The sequence below is a fragment of the Bacillus sanguinis genome (assembly GCF_018332475.1).
Classification (GTDB): Bacteria; Bacillota; Bacilli; order Bacillales; family Bacillaceae_G; genus Bacillus_A; species Bacillus_A sanguinis.
The window spans coordinates 25,332-43,337 of record NZ_BOQB01000204.1; the positions used below are offsets into that span (position 1 = coordinate 25,332).

The 18,006-nt window shown below is 34.6% G+C and carries 11 protein-coding genes; 9 read left to right on the plus strand and 2 right to left on the minus strand.

Annotated elements, in window-relative coordinates:
• Positions 1-191 precede the first annotated feature (191 nt).
• The 8 genes from KI369_RS20655 to KI369_RS20690 all read left to right on the plus strand — a co-directional run bounded on the left by KI369_RS20655 (position 192) and on the right by KI369_RS20690 (position 11,920).
• Positions 192-1,949 carry a 2-oxoacid:acceptor oxidoreductase subunit alpha gene (locus KI369_RS20655; protein WP_000625413.1) on the plus strand — a complete coding sequence of 586 codons (1,758 nt, stop codon included), beginning with the start codon at positions 192-194 and terminating at the stop codon, positions 1,947-1,949.
• On the plus strand, positions 1,936-2,802 hold the full coding sequence (locus tag KI369_RS20660) for a 2-oxoacid:ferredoxin oxidoreductase subunit beta (RefSeq protein WP_000190154.1): 867 nt from the start codon (positions 1,936-1,938) through the stop codon (positions 2,800-2,802). The genes KI369_RS20655 and KI369_RS20660 overlap by 14 nt, the downstream gene beginning before the upstream one ends.
• A 431-nt stretch (positions 2,803-3,233) precedes the next feature.
• Complete coding sequence (gene miaB / locus KI369_RS20665) at positions 3,234-4,763, plus strand: tRNA (N6-isopentenyl adenosine(37)-C2)-methylthiotransferase MiaB (RefSeq protein WP_212957217.1); 1,530 nt, start codon at positions 3,234-3,236, stop codon at positions 4,761-4,763.
• A gap of 3 nt (positions 4,764-4,766) precedes the next feature.
• Positions 4,767-5,198 carry a YlbF/YmcA family competence regulator gene (locus KI369_RS20670; RefSeq protein ID WP_212957218.1) on the plus strand — a complete coding sequence of 144 codons (432 nt, stop codon included), beginning with the start codon at positions 4,767-4,769 and terminating at the stop codon, positions 5,196-5,198.
• Between the two features lie 125 nt (positions 5,199-5,323).
• The gene (gene cotE, locus KI369_RS20675; protein WP_212957219.1) at positions 5,324-5,866 is read left to right on the plus strand and encodes an outer spore coat protein CotE; all 543 of its coding nucleotides are present in this window, start codon (positions 5,324-5,326) and stop codon (positions 5,864-5,866) included.
• A 181-nt stretch (positions 5,867-6,047) separates the two neighbouring features.
• Positions 6,048-8,720 carry a DNA mismatch repair protein MutS gene (gene mutS / locus KI369_RS20680; RefSeq protein ID WP_212957220.1) on the plus strand — a complete coding sequence of 891 codons (2,673 nt, stop codon included), beginning with the start codon at positions 6,048-6,050 and terminating at the stop codon, positions 8,718-8,720.
• Positions 8,721-8,728: 8 nt separating this feature from the next.
• Complete coding sequence (gene mutL, locus KI369_RS20685; RefSeq protein ID WP_212957221.1) at positions 8,729-10,672, plus strand: DNA mismatch repair endonuclease MutL; 1,944 nt, start codon at positions 8,729-8,731, stop codon at positions 10,670-10,672.
• Positions 10,673-10,933: 261 nt separating this feature from the next.
• A complete protein-coding gene (locus KI369_RS20690) occupies positions 10,934-11,920 on the plus strand; it encodes a choloylglycine hydrolase family protein (protein ID WP_212957222.1) in 987 nt (328 codons plus the stop codon).
• Positions 11,921-12,233: 313 nt separating this feature from the next.
• Here the strand turns inward: KI369_RS20690 and KI369_RS20695 are convergent, their stop codons facing one another.
• A complete protein-coding gene (locus KI369_RS20695; RefSeq protein WP_000461128.1) occupies positions 12,234-12,419 on the minus strand; it encodes a hypothetical protein in 186 nt (61 codons plus the stop codon).
• 453 nt (positions 12,420-12,872) lie between these two features.
• Here KI369_RS20695 and KI369_RS20700 point away from each other — a divergent pair, with 453 nt between their 5' ends.
• Complete coding sequence (locus KI369_RS20700) at positions 12,873-15,686, plus strand: dynamin family protein (RefSeq protein ID WP_212957223.1); 2,814 nt, start codon at positions 12,873-12,875, stop codon at positions 15,684-15,686.
• Between the two features lie 98 nt (positions 15,687-15,784).
• Here the strand turns inward: KI369_RS20700 and KI369_RS20705 are convergent, their stop codons facing one another.
• Positions 15,785-17,704 carry an LTA synthase family protein gene (locus KI369_RS20705; protein ID WP_212957224.1) on the minus strand — a complete coding sequence of 640 codons (1,920 nt, stop codon included), beginning with the start codon at positions 17,702-17,704 and terminating at the stop codon, positions 15,785-15,787.
• Between the last annotated feature and the right edge of the window lie 302 nt (positions 17,705-18,006).

Genomic DNA, 18,006 nt, shown 5'->3' on the forward strand with positions numbered 1-18,006 from the left:
ATTCATTTGATATTATTGCTTTTTTTAAGACCTAATACTAGAATGAAAAACAAAATAGCTTTATACTAAAGATTCAGGGAAATCAGAAGAGGCATAATTTGCGTCCGTTGTAGTTTATTTGTATAAAAAATGCTAAACTATTACTGTAAAAAAATACACTACAATGAATGCAGCCAAAAGGGGTGTAGGAGATGATTAGTCAACTTTCATGGAAAGTTGGAGGCCAACAAGGTGAAGGAATTGAAAGTACAGGAGAAATCTTCTGTATTGCATTAAACCGATTAGGATATTACCTATACGGTTACCGCCACTTCTCATCACGTATTAAAGGCGGCCATACAAATAATAAAATTCGCGTAAGTACAACAGAAGTACGTGCGATCTCAGATGATTTAGATATTTTAATTGCTTTTGATCAAGAAACTATTGATTTTAACTTCCACGAACTACGTCCAGGTGGAATTGTAGTTGCGGATGCGAAATTTAATCCAACAATACCTGATAATACAGATGTAAATCTATATGTGATACCGTTTACAGATATTGCTTCAGAATTAGGCACATCATTAATGAAAAACATGGTTGCTGTTGGGGCATCAAGCGCGGTATTAGGATTAGATGAAACAGCTTATTTAGATGTTGTTGAAGAGATCTTTGGTCGTAAAGGAGAGCAAGTTGTTCAAAAGAATATGGACGCAATTAAACGTGGCTCTCAATATATGAAAGAATTGCTAGGTGAGAAAGTAAACATGATGCAGCTTGAAAAAGCTGATGGTAAGAAACGCATGTTTATGATTGGAAACGATGCAATCGCATTTGGTGCGGTAGCTGGTGGTGCTCGCTTTATGTCTGCATATCCAATTACACCTGCATCTGAAATTATGGAATACTTAATTAAAAAATTGCCAAAAGTTGGCGGGACAGTAATCCAAACTGAGGATGAAATTGCAGCTTGTACAATGGCAATCGGTGCAAACTATGCTGGTGTTCGTACATTAACTGCATCTGCTGGTCCAGGTCTATCTTTAATGATGGAAGCGATTGGTTTAGCGGGTATTACAGAGACACCATTAGTAATTGTTGATACACAACGTGGTGGTCCAAGTACAGGATTACCAACGAAACAAGAGCAGTCGGATTTAATGGCGATGATTTACGGTACGCACGGTGAGATTCCAAAAATCGTAATGGCGCCAAGTACAGTTGAAGAAGCTTTCTATGATATTGTAGAAGCGTTTAACTTAGCTGAAGAATATCAAGTACCTGTTATTTTCTTAACTGATTTACAACTTTCTTTAGGAAAACAAACGGTAGAACCGCTTACGTTAGATAAAGTGGAAATTCGTCGCGGTAAGTTGGATTTAGAAGCGGAATTACCAGAACGTGAAAATAAAGCATACTTCAAGCGTTATGAAGTAACAGAAGATGGCGTTTCACCACGTGTTTTACCTGGTATGAAAAATGGTGTTCACCATGTTACAGGTGTAGAACATGATGAAACTGGTAAACCATCTGAATCAGCAATAAACCGTAAAGATCAAATGGACAAACGTTTCCGTAAAATGGAGAACTTGAAGTTTAATACCCCTGTCTATAAAAATGTTAAGCATGAAGAAGCGGACGTATTGCTTGTTGGGTTTAACTCAACTCGTGGTGCAATCGAAGAAGCAATGGAGCGTTTAGAACAAGAGGGTATGAAAGTAAACCATGCTCATGTGCGTTTAATTCACCCGTTCCCAACAGCTGAAATCGATCCACTTGTGAAAAATGCGAAGCGTGTTGTAGTGGTAGAAAACAACGCAACAGGTCAGCTTGCTAACATTATGAAAATGAATCTTGGTAACGGCGAGAAAATTTCTAGTCTTTTAAAATATGATGGGAACCCATTCTTGCCGAAAGAGATTTACAACGAATGCAAAAAAGGGGTTGTATTAAATGGCAACATTTAAGGACTTTCGTAACAGTGTAAAACCAAACTGGTGCCCAGGTTGCGGAGACTTCTCGGTGCAAGCTGCAATTCAACGTGCGGCAGCTAACGTTGGCTTAAATCCAGATGAACTTGCTGTTATTTCTGGTATCGGCTGTTCAGGTCGTATTTCAGGTTATATTAATTCATATGGTGTGCATAGTATTCATGGTCGTGCCCTTCCAATTGCACAAGGTGTAAAAATGGCAAACCGTGATTTAACAGTTATCGCATCAGGTGGTGACGGTGATGGATTTGCGATTGGTATGGGACATACAATCCATTCTATTCGTCGTAACATTGACATTACGTACATCGTAATGGATAACCAAATTTACGGATTAACAAAAGGGCAAACTTCACCACGTAGTGAAGCTGGATTTAAAACGAAAAGTACGCCACAAGGTTCAATTGAACCGTCACTAAATGTTATGGAAATGGCTTTAACAGCTGGTGCAACATTTGTGGCGCAAAGCTTTTCAAGTGATTTAAAAGAATTAACCCAAATTATTGAAGCTGGTATTAACCATAAAGGATTTTCATTAATTAACGTATTCAGCCCATGTGTTACTTACAATAAAGTAAATACTTACGATTGGTTTAAAGAGAATTTAACAAAACTAAGTACAGTAGAGGGATACGATCCGTCGAATCGCATGATGGCTATGCAAACGTTAATGGAAAATAACGGATTGGTAACAGGTTTAATATATCAAAATACAGCACAACCTTCATACCAAGAACTAGTAAAAGGCTATAGTGAGAAGCCTTTAGTGCAATCTGATTTAAATATGGATCAGAAAATGTTTGATGAGCTTGTTGCTGAATTTATGTAATGTAAGAAGAGGAGGTTGCCATTTGGCAACCTTTTTTAATGAGTAAAAATATAAGGTAGTCTTATTTACTTAGAAAATTCAGAATGGTAAAATAATATATAAATCGTTGTATGAAAATTGCATGTTCATTAACTAGGAAATGTAATAATAGGATAAGCCTTCTTCTTTGTAAAAATTGGCGAAACACTTCATACTATGGTAATGTGTATAGGAATAAAGCAATATGCTTTTGGGTAGGACAAAAAGAAATGTTAAAAGGGAATGTCTATTTGTGTGTGGGGAAGACTTCATTTTTATGAATGATTAGATTGACTACTCAAGTTTCAAAGGACAAGTTATCTCTCAAGCTATCTAACCATTTTTGAAGTGAGTCTAAGCGCATTAAAATGGACTATAGAGTGTGTATAGTTAAGGGTGAAAGGAGATTACCGATGAACGAGCAACAACGATTAGCAAGTCAACAAGCAAATTCCTCTACGAAAAAAGAAGAGAAAGATTATAGTAAATACTTTGAAAGTGTATACCAACCACCTTCCTTAAAAGACGCGAAAAAACGAGGGAAAGAAGAAGTTAAAATTGAACGGGATTTTGGCTTACCTGAAGAGTTTCGCGAATTTGGTACAGGAAGAAAGTTTTATATTCGTACATATGGTTGTCAAATGAATGAGCATGATACAGAAGTAATGGCTGGTATTTTCACTGCACTTGGATATGAACCAACTTTTTCAACTGAAGAAGCAGATGTAGTACTATTAAATACTTGTGCCATTCGTGAAAATGCTGAAAATAAAGTGTTCGGTGAACTAGGTCATTTAAAGTCATTAAAACGGAGAAATCCGGACCTTTTAATTGGTGTATGTGGTTGTATGTCGCAAGAAGAATCTGTTGTAAATAAAATTATGCAAAAAAATCAGCATGTAGATATGGTGTTTGGAACACATAATATTCATAGATTACCGTACATTCTAAAAGATGCAATGTTCTCAAAGGAGACGGTAGTTGAAGTTTGGTCAAAAGAAGGAGATGTAATTGAAAACCTTCCGAAAGTACGCCGTGGTGATATTAAAGCTTGGGTAAATATTATGTATGGCTGTGATAAGTTCTGTACATATTGTATCGTACCTTATACACGCGGAAAAGAGCGAAGCAGACGTCCAGAAGACATTATCCAAGAGATCCGTCATTTAGCTGCGAATGGTTATAAAGAAATTACGTTACTTGGGCAGAACGTAAATGCATACGGTAAAGACTTTGAAGATATAGAATACGGTCTTGGCGATTTAATGGACGAACTCCGTAAAGTTGATATTGCCCGTATTCGTTTTACAACGAGCCATCCACGTGATTTCGATGATCACTTAATTGAAGTGCTTGGAAAAGGTGGAAACTTAGTAGAACATATTCACTTACCAGTTCAATCTGGAAGCACAGATATGTTAAAAATTATGGCGCGGAAATATTCGCGCGAGCATTATTTAGAGCTTGTAAGAAAAATTAAAGAAGCAATTCCAAACGCGGTATTCACAACTGATATTATCGTCGGTTTCCCAAATGAAACAGACGAGCAATTTGAAGAAACGATGTCGTTATATCGTGAAGTAGGATTTGATACTGCCTTTACCTTTATTTATTCTCCGCGCGAAGGTACACCAGCTGCAAAAATGAAAGATAATGTACCGATGGAAGTAAAGAAAGAACGTCTACAACGCTTAAATGCATTAGTAAATAAATTGGCAATTGAAAAGAATGATGGTTATAAAGGTCAAATTGTAGAAGTGCTAGTTGATGGGGAAAGTAAAAATAACGCGGAAGTACTTGCAGGTTATACTCGTACGAATAAACTTGTAAACTTCGTTGCTCCAAAATCTTTAATTGGTCAGCTTGTGAAAGTAAAAGTAACGGACGCAAAAACTTGGTCTCTTAACGGAGAACTAGTTGAAGAGCCGATTGAGGTGGAATAATAGATGAAAGCATATACGAAAGATGAAATTGTTGAGCAAGCAAAAGAATTAGCAAAAATGATCTCTGAAACAGAAGAAGTCGATTTCTTTAAGAAAGCAGAGGCGCAAATTCATAAAAATGAAAATGTAAAGCGTGCAATTGATGAAATTAAAGCACTGCAAAAGCAAGCAGTAAACTTGCAGCATTACGGGAAATGGGAAGCTTTGAAAAAAGTAGAAGCTGAAATTGATGCCCTGCAAGATAAAATAGATAGTATCCCAGTTGTACAAGAATTTAAATCTTCACAAACATATGTAAATGACTTACTACAGTTAGTTGCCAGTACGATTTCTAACAACGTTACAGATGAAATATTAATTTCAACTAATGGCGATGTATTGAAGGGTGAAACGGGCGCAGAGGTAGAAAGTAAAAAAGGGAATTGTGGTTGTTAAAGAGATGTCGAATTGACATCTCTTTTTTTAGTGGGTTAAACGTAAGTTCTTCTCGAAAAAAGAATGACACATTCCGCTATTGTCACGCATATGATTAAGTGAATAGTGATTGAGGAGGGTTACGAATGTCCGAATTTAGAGAGATTATTACAAAAGCAGTGGTTGGAAAAGGACGTAAGTATACAAAGTCAACGCATACATGTGAATCGAATAATGAGCCAACAAGTATTTTAGGGTGCTGGGTAATTAACCACTCGTACGAAGCAAGAAAGAATGGAAAGCATGTAGAAATTGAAGGTTTCTATGATGTGAACACTTGGTATTCATTTGATGGTAATACAAAGACAGAAGTTGTAACAGAACGTGTGAACTACACGGATGAAGTAAGTATTGGGTATCGTGATAAAAACTTTTCTGGTGATGATTTAGAAATTATTGCTCGTGTTATTCAGCCACCAAATTGTTTAGAAGCTCTTGTATCACCAAATGGTAATAAAATTGTTGTAACTGTAGAACGTGAATTTGTAACAGAAGTAGTTGGAGAAACGAAAATTTGTGTAAGTGTTAACCCTGAAGGTTGTGTAGAATCAGACGAGGATTTCCAAATCGAAGATGATGAGTTTGAAGAATTAGATCCGAACTTTATCGTTGATGCTGAAGAAGAGTAATAGAAAGCTAGGGAGAAGTTCTTCCTAGCTTTTTACTTTACATAAGTAGTGCTTGAATGAACATGACTCCTTATGAAATGTGCTATAATGAAGAAAGACTCCTGAAATAGGAGATATGGATGTCCGTGAAGTGTGACATATATGAAAATTGATTACTATGTAAGAATTATGGAGGAAAAGTATGACTCAATATACCCCTATGATACAGCAATATTTAAAGGTTAAGGCAGACTATCAAGATGCCTTTTTATTTTTCCGATTAGGTGATTTTTATGAAATGTTCTTTGAAGATGCGATTAAAGCAGCTCATGAACTTGAAATTACATTAACGAGCCGAGATGGTGGTAGTAGTGATCGTATACCGATGTGCGGTGTACCGCATCATGCGGCTAAAAACTATATTGAACAACTTGTTGAAAAAGGCTATAAAGTAGCGGTTTGTGAGCAAGTAGAAGACCCAAAAACAGCTAAAGGTGTAGTGCGCCGTGAAGTCGTACAACTCATTACGCCAGGAACGATGATGGAAGGGCGTACGATTGATGAGAAAGAAAATAACTTCTTAGCAGCATTAACACATTTTGAAGATGGATCATATGCTTTAGCTTGTAATGATTTAACGACTGGACAAAATACAGTAACGTTGTTAACAGGCTCAGTAGAAGATATTTTATTAGAATTGTATGCAACTGGTTCAAAAGAAATTGTTGTAGATTCTACATTTTCGAAAGATGAATTAAATAAATTAACTGAAACATTAAAAATGACGATTTCGTATGAAGATGCAACAACTATTCCAGAAGGGTTAGAACATCTTGTGAAAAATGTTTCACAAGCAAAGTTAATTAAAGCAATTGGTCGCTTATTTAACTATGTCATAAGAACACAAAAACGTTCGTTAGATCACTTGCAACCAGTTGAAATTTATTATACGAACCAGTTTATGAAAATTGATGTGCATTCAAAGCGAAATTTAGAGCTGACAGAAACCCTTCGAACGAAAGAAAAAACAGGATCATTATTATGGCTATTAGATAAAACGAAAACAGCTATGGGTGGTCGTATGTTAAAACAGTGGATGGAACGTCCACTTATTCAGAAAGAAAAAGTTGAAGAGCGTTTAGAAATGGTTGAAACGTTTGTAAATGATTACTTCTTACGTGAAGATTTAAAAGAAAAGTTAAAAGAAGTATATGATCTAGAACGTTTAGCAGGGAAAGTTGCATTTGGTAATGTGAATGCACGGGACTTATTACAGTTAAGACGATCATTACTTCAAGTACCAGCTATTTTAGAAGCGATTAGTCTGTTAGATAATGCTTATGCAGCAAGGTTAATTCAAGGGGCAGATCCATGTGAGAGCTTAACTGAATTACTAGGAAGAAGTATTCAAGAAAACCCACCGCTTTCTATTAAAGATGGAGATATTATTAAAGACGGTTATAATGATAAGCTTGATCAATATCGTTACGTTAGTAAAAACGGAAAAACGTGGATCGCTGAGCTTGAAAAACGAGAGCGTGATATTACAGGAGTTAAATCGTTAAAAATCGGATACAATCGTATTTTCGGTTACTACATTGAAGTAACGAAGGCGAACCTTGCAGCATTACCAGAAGGCCGCTATGAGCGTAAACAAACGCTTGCTAATGCGGAACGTTTCATTACAGATGAGCTAAAAGAAAAAGAAACGTTAATCTTAGAAGCAGAAGAAAAAATTGTACAACTAGAATACGATTTATTTACAGCGCTTCGTGAAGAAGTAAAAGTATTTATTCCGAAATTACAACATTTAGCGAAAGTAATTAGTGAATTAGACGTACTGCAAAGTTTCGCGACAGTTAGTGAAGAAGAACAGTTTGTAAAACCTGTACTAACAACGAAGCGTGAAATCTTTATTAAAGATGGTCGTCATCCTGTCGTTGAAAAAGTATTGAACGGGAAATTGTATGTACCGAATGACTGTATTATGCCAGAGAAGATGGATGTCTTTTTAATTACAGGACCGAACATGTCGGGTAAAAGTACGTATATGAGACAATTAGCACTTGTAACTGTTATGTCGCAAATCGGTTGTTTCGTACCAGCAACTGAAGCAGTATTACCTGTATTTGATCAAATCTTTACGAGAATTGGTGCAGCGGATGATTTAATTTCAGGTCAAAGTACATTTATGGTCGAAATGCTAGAAGCGAAAAATGCCATTGCAAACGCATCAGAAAGAAGTTTAATTTTATTTGATGAAATTGGACGCGGTACATCTACGTATGATGGTATGGCCCTTGCACAAGCAATTATTGAACATATTCATGACCAAATTGGTGCGAAAACGTTATTCTCTACGCATTATCATGAATTGACGGTGCTAGAAGAAAGTTTAGATCAACTGAAGAATGTACACGTTTCAGCTATTGAAGAGAACGGAAAAGTAGTATTCCTTCATAAAATTCAAGACGGTGCAGCTGATAAAAGTTACGGAATTCACGTTGCGCAACTTGCGGAGCTTCCAGATAGCTTAATCGCTCGTGCGAAAGAAGTGTTAGCACAGCTTGAGGGACAGGAAGAAATTATTATTCCAAAGCGTGTAGAAGTGAAAGCGCAAGAAGTAATTCCAGAGCCTGTAGTTGTAAAAGAAGAACCAGCAGAGATACAAGAAACGAAAGTAGAGACTGAAGAAGAATCACAACTATCATTCTTTGGCGGAGAACAGTCTTCGAAAAAACAAGACAAGCCCGTTCTAGATGCAAAAGAAACGGCAGTGCTGACGCAAATTAAAAAAATTGATTTACTTGATATGACACCTTTAGAAGCGATGAACGAGCTGTATCGCTTACAGAAAAAGTTAAAGAAAGGATGAGTAAGTAGATGGGGAAAATTCGCAAACTCGATGACCAACTCTCTAACTTAATTGCGGCAGGGGAAGTAGTAGAGCGCCCTGCCTCAGTCGTAAAAGAACTTGTGGAAAATTCTATCGATGCGAATAGTACATCTATTGAAATCCACTTAGAAGAAGCTGGTTTATCAAAAATTCGCATCATTGATAATGGGGATGGCATTCCAGAAGAAGATTGTATCGTCGCTTTTGAACGACATGCGACGAGCAAAATTAAAGATGAAAATGATTTGTTTCGCATAAGAACACTCGGTTTCCGCGGTGAGGCATTGCCGAGTATTGCCTCAGTTAGTGAATTAGAATTAATCACTAGCACAGGTGATGCACCTGGTACACACCTTATGATTAAAGGTGGAGACATTATAAAGCAGGAAAAAACGGCGAGCCGAAAAGGAACAGATATTACGGTACAAAACTTATTCTTTAATACACCAGCGCGTCTTAAATATATGAAAACTATTCATACAGAGCTTGGGAATATTACAGATATCGTGTATCGTATTGCAATGTCACATCCAGAAGTATCTTTAAAGCTGTTTCATAATGAAAAGAAATTGCTTCACACATCAGGAAATGGTGATGTAAGACAAGTACTTGCATCGATTTACAGCATTCAAGTTGCGAAGAAGCTTATTCCAATTGAAGCTGAATCTTTAGATTTTACCATTAAAGGTTATGTAACATTACCAGAAGTAACGAGAGCATCTCGTAATTATATGTCAACGATCGTAAATGGCCGTTACGTTCGGAATTTCGTATTAATGAAAGCTATTCAGCAAGGATACCATACATTATTGCCAGTCGGACGATACCCAATCGGCTTCTTATCGATTGAAATGGATCCAATGCTTGTTGACGTTAATGTACATCCTGCGAAATTAGAAGTTCGTTTTAGTAAAGAACAAGAATTGCTAAAGCTTATCGAAGAAACATTGCAAGCAGCATTTAAAAAAATACAGCTCATCCCAGATGCAGGTGTAACAACAAAGAAAAAAGAAAAAGATGAAAGTGTGCAAGAACAGTTCCAGTTTGAGCATGCGAAACCGAAAGAACCATCTATGCCGGACATCGTTTTACCGACGGGCATGGATGAAAAACGAGAAGAGCCACTGGCTGTGAAACAGCCAGCACAACTGTGGCAACCGCCGAAGCAAGAATGGCAACCGCCACAGTCACTCGTAAGAGAAGAACAAAGTTGGCAACCATCTACTAAATCGATAATGGAAGAACCGATTCGAGAAGAGAAATTGTGGAACAGTAACGATGAAGATTTTGAATTAGAGGAATTGGAAGAAGAAGTTCAGGAAATAGAAGAGATTGAAATGAACGGTAATGACTTGCCACCACTTTATCCAATTGGACAAATGCATGGAACATATATTTTTGCTCAAAATGATAACGGCTTATATATGATTGACCAACATGCCGCACAGGAACGTATTAATTATGAATACTTCCGTGATAAAGTAGGAAGGGTAGCGCAAGAAGTACAAGAACTACTTGTACCGTACCGTATTGACTTGTCTCTTACTGAATTTTTACGTGTCGAGGAGCAACTAGAAGAACTGAAAAAAGTTGGACTATTCTTGGAGCAATTCGGCCATCAATCCTTTATCGTCCGCTCGCATCCAACGTGGTTCCCGAAAGGGCAAGAAACAGAAATTATCGACGAAATGATGGAGCAAGTCGTCAAACTAAAAAAAGTTGATATTAAAAAATTACGTGAAGAAGCAGCCATTATGATGAGCTGTAAAGCGTCCATTAAAGCAAATCAATATTTAACGAACGATCAAATATTTGCTTTACTGGAAGAACTACGTACAACAACAAACCCATACACATGTCCGCACGGAAGACCGATTCTTGTGCACCATTCTACTTATGAGTTGGAGAAGATGTTTAAGAGGGTTATGTAGGGATACTGTCATTTTTGATATGATTTCATAAAAAAGAAGCGATGAAATAAGTCGCTTCTTTTTTTGTTTGCATGTAGTTTAAGAGCTTTTTAAAAAAATTCTTCATCCTAGCCAAGTATAGAAAAATTATGTGAATCCATAGTTTCATATTTTTAATTTATATGTGCTTTCTCATTTTTTTGTAAGGAAAGAGATTTTTAATTTACAGACTTATCGGAATTATGTAAATTGTAGATAAAACCATAAAATGGGGTGTTTTTTATGTGTACGAGTTTGACATTACAGACAAAAAACGGTCAGCATCTTTTTGCAAGAACGATGGACTTCACATTAGATATGAATCAAGAAGTAATAATCATTCCTCGACATTACCAGTGGAATAATATAACGGGTGAAATCATTGATACGAAACATGCTACGGTCGGAATGGGTATTAATCATCAAGGAAGGATCATTATGGCGGACGGAGTAAATGAAGCTGGTATGACATGTGCAACACTCTATTTTCCAGGATTCGCTACTTATAGTCAAAGCATAGATGACAACAAAACGAATTTGGCTCCATTTGATTTTGTAACTTGGAGTCTGACACAATTCAATTCTGTCAAAGAGTTACAGAAATCTGTAGATAGCCTTACCTTTTTGGATATACCGTTACCGGATTTAGGACTTACGCCACCACTACATTGGATTTTAGCGGATAAATGGGGAGATTGCATTGTAATGGAGCCGACAAGTGAAGGATTAAAATTGTATGATAACCCACTAGGAGTGATGACGAATAGTCCGGAGTTTAATTGGCATTTACAAAATTTAAGACAATATATAGGCCTTAAATCGCAGCCATTCGCGCCAATTGAGTGGAGTAACTTATCATTAAGTGCTTTTGGTCAGGGCTCAGGTTCAATGGGACTTCCAGGGGATTTCACCCCGCCATCAAGGTTTGTGCGGGCTGCATATGGCAAACAAAACATTCAAGGTATAGATAGTGAAGAAGAGGGAGTATCGGCCCTATTTCATATCTTATCAAATTGCGAGGTTCCTAAAGGCGGAGTAATAACAGAAGAAGGTGTATTAGATAATACCATTTATACAAGCGTAATGTGTATGGAGTCCGGAACATATTATTATCACACCTACGATTGTAGACAAATTATAGCCATTCATTTATTTCATGAAAATTTAGATACAGATGAGATTAAAACCTATCCATTCCAACGGAAACAAAAAATATTTTATGAGAACTAAGTAGCCTTGAAACAACGTTTGGTAAATTTTTAAATATATATAATAGAGCAATAATGCCTATAAAAAGTAGGGATTGGAAGGGATATAAATTCAATCCAATGACTTCTAGAAGGCCCATTAAAGTACTATTAGGTGAAATAAACATGGACGTACTCCATTTATAAATAGTAAAGAACAAAAAAGTGTGGAAAATATCCATACTTTTTTGTTCTTCTATTATCTATGTATAAAAAAGCGCTGTATATCAGCACTTTTTAAAAGTACATGAATTGTATAAAAATATTTATACATTACTAAAAACATAACTATACGCTTATTTATTTTTATTATTATTAATTTTTTCCGTATATAACACCTGTTCTTTATAGTGTTTTTTTATTGGGAAAGTATGTGTACCAGAACCGTTTTTGAAATTTTTATTGATGGGGTTTTTTAGCGGGATTGTTGTAGTTTCAGTAAATTCATATGGATAGTTTATTTTAGATTTATCTTCAAACATGAAAATGCCTCCTTTTAGGATTTCCTGAATTCTTTACTATAACATGATATGCATATAGATTTTTTTTGGACTAGTTATTTATAGAGGTTAATGGAATTTAATTACGTACCTACTGAAATATTTCAAAGGAAAACAATGTGAGAAATATATGATCATGATTTATTTCATTTATTCGTGAAGAGAATATTGCATATATATTCGTTATAAATTGTTTTTATAATATGGTTTATATAGGGTTTTCCTGATAATATAATGCGGGAGATTATAGTGTTATTAGGTTATTAGGAACATTTAATGCTGTTTCATAACTGAAAGGAAATTGAAAAAAAACTGAAACTTTTCTCATAAAAATTCAATCTTACTTGAAAAATGAAAGGAAAATGAAATTTTCCGAAAGATATTCTTTGTTAAGATAAAAAGCATACATACAAAAAGTATTGACATATCTTAAAAATGTATTTTCAAGATATAGTGGGGGAAAAGATGAGAGTAGAAAAACAATTAATAAAAAAGATGTATTATGAAACATTTCTAATGGAGAATGGAACAAAACCACCTCTTGACGTGCTTGGAGAAGTTTATGTAAACGAAGAAAGAAATGAGATTTCTGATGGATCTTACATTCGTTTTGCACAAGGTGAATTTTATTATCAGCATCAAGATTTTGAAGCAGCTATTTTTAAATGGGAGAAAGTTAATAATGAATTAGCACCATGGGCACAAAAAAATATTGCGGATGCTTATTTCGAGCTTAATCAATTACAAGTTGCTGAAAATGTTTATACTTCTATTACTACTGATAATATAATATTGATGACAGAAATTAGACTACAATTACTTTCTCTTTACATAGAGCAAAATAATGTTGACTCTGCTTTCGCTGTTATTAAAGAAGCAGTTTCTTTAAATCCGGATTATCCAAATGTCACAAAAATTGCCCGTTCCTTTTATGAGGAGCAGCAAGATTTTGATAGTGCAGTAGAGCTTGCTGTGAATGAGTTAATTCGAACAGAATCTTATCCGTGGTTTGAGGTTTTAAAAGGATATATCGATAAAAGATTGACTAAACATATTGCACCAGATTATTTCTATGAAGTATTAGTTACATTAAATAATGTAGATCAAGTACAATTTACGCAAATGGTTTCATCACTTTGGAACAGTTATAAAAATGAACAAAATTACTTATTATGGCTTAACACAATAAATGAATTTTTCTTACATATTGAAATACATTCTTCCGATATATGGGACAAAATTTCTTCTCTTTATGAAGAAACGTACTTTGAATTAATTCAAGGTCAATATATGCTTAAACAATTGCACGACATCATTCCAAACTTGTTAACAAATTGGTTAAAGGTAGTCAATCCATCTTATGCTGTATTCCCATCAGCAGCTGTAATGGCATGGGATGAGATTTTCCCTTCTAAAATAGATTCAGCAAATATAAAACATGCGGAAAACCTGTTGTTATATTCTATTAATCATGTGAATGGCTTAGAGTATAGTTTGCATCTATTTGAATCTATTACAGAGTGGGCACAAGAGCATAATATAGAAATGGGTCACCGATTTAGATGGTTAGTTGGCGAACTCGCAGATTTAAGCACAAACCGCATTTTAGTAACAGGAACTTCAGGGAACGGAAAAACTACATTTATTAACTCTATATTAGGAGAAAATATAGTAGAAAAATCAATTTCAAATGTAGTAGTTTTAAAAGATGATGTTCATACAGAAATTAACGCCATAACAGACTCTGCAATTACAACAACGGAAGATATCTCTGATTACCATAATATGATGTCTCAACATCATCAAACATATAGAGATAGGGCATGTGTTGAATTTAAATTACCATGCAAATTTTTAAGTGAAAATAAACTTACATTTGTAGTTACACCTGGCTTTAATAGGAATAACGACACTAGAGATGAGATATTCGAATATTTAAACTCTGCAGACGAACTACTATTCGTATTGAATGCGGATTCACCTTTTACTGACAAAGAACGTGACATTCTACTAAGCATTCAAGAACATACACCAAATTTACAAATTCATTTCTTATTAAATAAAATCGATAACATATATAGTGAAGCAGAAGTGAAAAGAGTATTATATGATACGCAAGAGAGAATAAACACATATTTCCCGCAAGCGAGAATTTTCCCTTACTCTTCGCTATATACAAGTAGTCAACAATTAAATGAATTAACTGAGTTTATTCATTTTAACTTTAAACATAAAAATATAGATGTAGAACGTACTGAAAAGCTATTGTTCTTCATTCGAAAAACAATTACATATCTTTTGGATAAACGCGTTGAGAAAGAAAATAATTTAGTGGATGCGATTAATTGGAATGAAGATATGCTAGTGAAACTAAATGGTAGTATTAATAATCTTACTGCTTTTGAGAAGGAAAAAATTCATTTTATTACACAGTCATATCGCACCATGAAAACGGAAATTACGAACGATCTTACTGGAAATATTCCGAAGATATTACAGAGTTGTTCGGATTTAATTAGTGAAGAAAGTGATTTTGGGCACATGGATACGGAACTAAATAAAGCAATGAATGAGAGGGTGCATAAATACTTAGAACAAACGGTATTACCTAAACTTGCTCTTTCTATGCAAAATTGGATTGAAACTTCTAATAATGAGCTCCTTCAAAGTCAATCATATCTTGAAGAACTGAGTGAAGGACTTAATTCTTTATTTGGAGAAAATCGAATCCAGTTAGCATGTGATTTTAAAGTGCTTGATGACTGGCGCAGAGATGCTGACAGAATGACGACTAGAATACAAATGGATGAAGTAAATATTTTACGTCGATTTACACCAGCACAATTTTTACTGAAAAGTGCTGGTAAATTATTTGGAGTTCTTCCTAAAAACAAAGGTATGCTATATAACAAATATAAACAGTATGTAGAAAATGAAGATTATACTGAGGTAACAACTTCTATTATGAAGAAATTTTTCTTGCAATTTGAGCTATTTGAAAACACGCAAGAGAGGGACATTCATATATTCTTTAGGAATCCATTTAACTCCTTGAAACAAGCTGTAGAAAACACTCATGTAGAAATACAAGAAAAACAAAAGATGTTACATAAAATGAAATCAAATCCTGAAATCTACCATGATTCTATCAAGCTCTTTGAATTGAGATTACGTCAATGTGAAGTAATTTTAAATATTGGTGATGATCATACCTATACAGATGTAACTTTAGAAACAAGCGTAGAGTAAAAGTAAAATATATGAGGTTTTTATATGACATTGCATTATATGTTATAAGAGAGTAAAAGGGAGCAACTGTAATGAGTTGCTCCCTTTTCGTATTTAAATTATTTTTCAGTTTCTTTAATTTTAGTTTGTACTTCGCCAGTTTTCATTTTATTACTTTCTGAGAAACGTAATAAATCGCCTTCAATAATTTTGTCAGACATTCGTAATTCATTTTGTGCACGGTTAATGAGTGCTTGTGCTTCTTTTTTTGGTAAATCTACAATTTCACCAGTTATGCGGTCATAGAAAGTATTGTTTGTATATGCATACTTGTCTGTAATAAAGCTACCATCACGTAAAACGACAAAACCGGTATATTCATCTGAAAACATATCATGACCAAAACGGATATCGTTTGTAGTATCAATTCCTAATAAATTTAGAATCGTAGGTTTCATATCGATTTGTCCCGTAGGCTTTGAAATCGTTTGACCTTTTGTTTGTCCAGGCATATGAATATATAAAGGTGTGCGTTGTAAATTTAAAGTATCAAATTCTGTTATTTGATCTTTTTCTAAAAACTGTGCCATTGCACGATTATGTTTTTCAGAAATACCATAATGATCACCATACAACACAATAATAGAATCATCATATATTCCTTCGGCTTTTAAACGCTCAATAAATTTTTTAATGGATTCGTCTAAGTAACGTGCTGTTACGATATAACGATCAAATACGCCATTACCAGAGTTATATGGTTCAATGAATTTTGTATCTTCATCATAAGTAAATGGATAATGGTTCGTTAACGTAAGGAAACGAGCGTAAAATGGTTGATCAACAGTTTTTAATATATCTACTGATTGATCGAAGTATTCAATATCTTTTAATCCCCAATTTAAATGTGTTTCGGGCGTAATTTTGTAATCAAGTTCGTTATAGTAACGATCATAACCAAGAGCAGAGTACATGATATTACGATTCCAAAATGTTGCGTTATTCGCATGGAATACAGAAGTGAAATAGCCTTGCTGACGTAAAATTTCCGGAGTCGCAGTATAATCATTGTTACCGTGCGTGAAAAATACAGCTCCTCGATTTAATGGATACAACGACGTATCGATTAGAAATTCAGAATCGGATGTTTTTCCTTGCCCAGTTTGGTGGAAAAAGTTATCAAAGTAATAGCTTTCATTTATGAATTCATTCAAGAATGGCGTAACTTCTTGACCGTTAACTGATGCGCCTATTAAGAAGGTTTGCAAGGATTCAAGAGTAACGACAATTACGTTTTTTCCTTTTGCTGTACCAAACATATTAGGGTTTGGCTCACTTTGGTTTGCCTTTACGTAGTTTTCCGTTTCTTGTAATTTACTACTATCGGCAAGTGCTTTTTGTGATCCTGCTTTTACTTGCAGTGTTAAATCATATACTTGATGAGTGTATAGCCCTAAATTTTTAACAAGCATGACTCGGTCAAATGATCTCGTTAATAGTTCAGGTCGTTCTTTTTCTGCAAGATGTAGATTTGCAAAAAAAACACCGATCGTTAAAAGAAAATATAACAAGCGTGCCGGATGAGTTACACGTCCTGTTTGGAAGACTAGTGCCTTCTTCTTTAACAAAATAAAGAAGAAAATAATGTCTACGAAAGCGAGTATAATTTTATAGTTCAATATTTCTAAAATACTTCCGCCTAATTGACCAAAGTTTGATGTTTGCCCAAGTACTGGTAACGTAACGAAATCGCTATAAAAATCATAAAACATTACATTTCCAACAAGTACGATTGTTAATAAAAAATTAATACATAGCGCTATATAATTTCGCTTTTCACCGGTTGCAAATAATGCTAATCCGACAAAAGCTAATGATGTAGCGAGTGGGCTAATAAATAAAATAAGCTCTTGTGTAGAAGACTCAATTTTTAAATCAAAACTGAATCTTGTAATAAGATATGTTTTTAACCATACTGCTAAAGCAATTATTAAAACAAAGCTTATATTTTGCATTTGTAAATTAATTTTATTTTTCATTGTTACACCTTCTTTATACAATTTATTTAACTTATGTTATTTATTATATTTTCATAACTATTGTAGTATAATGAACCATTCAGAGTATGCTTTCTAAAGGTCATAATATAAAGTATTCATATACGTACAATGGGGAATTTTAAAGTGTAAATCTATTTTTTTAGAAACAGAACAGAAAAAGTCATAGTTATAGTAAAAAATACTTATAGACATCCTAACATATTAAACACTATGATGATGTTACAAAATATCGAACAAATCATAGTGGAAATGAATAGAGGCTTGTAAAACTATTGACATTC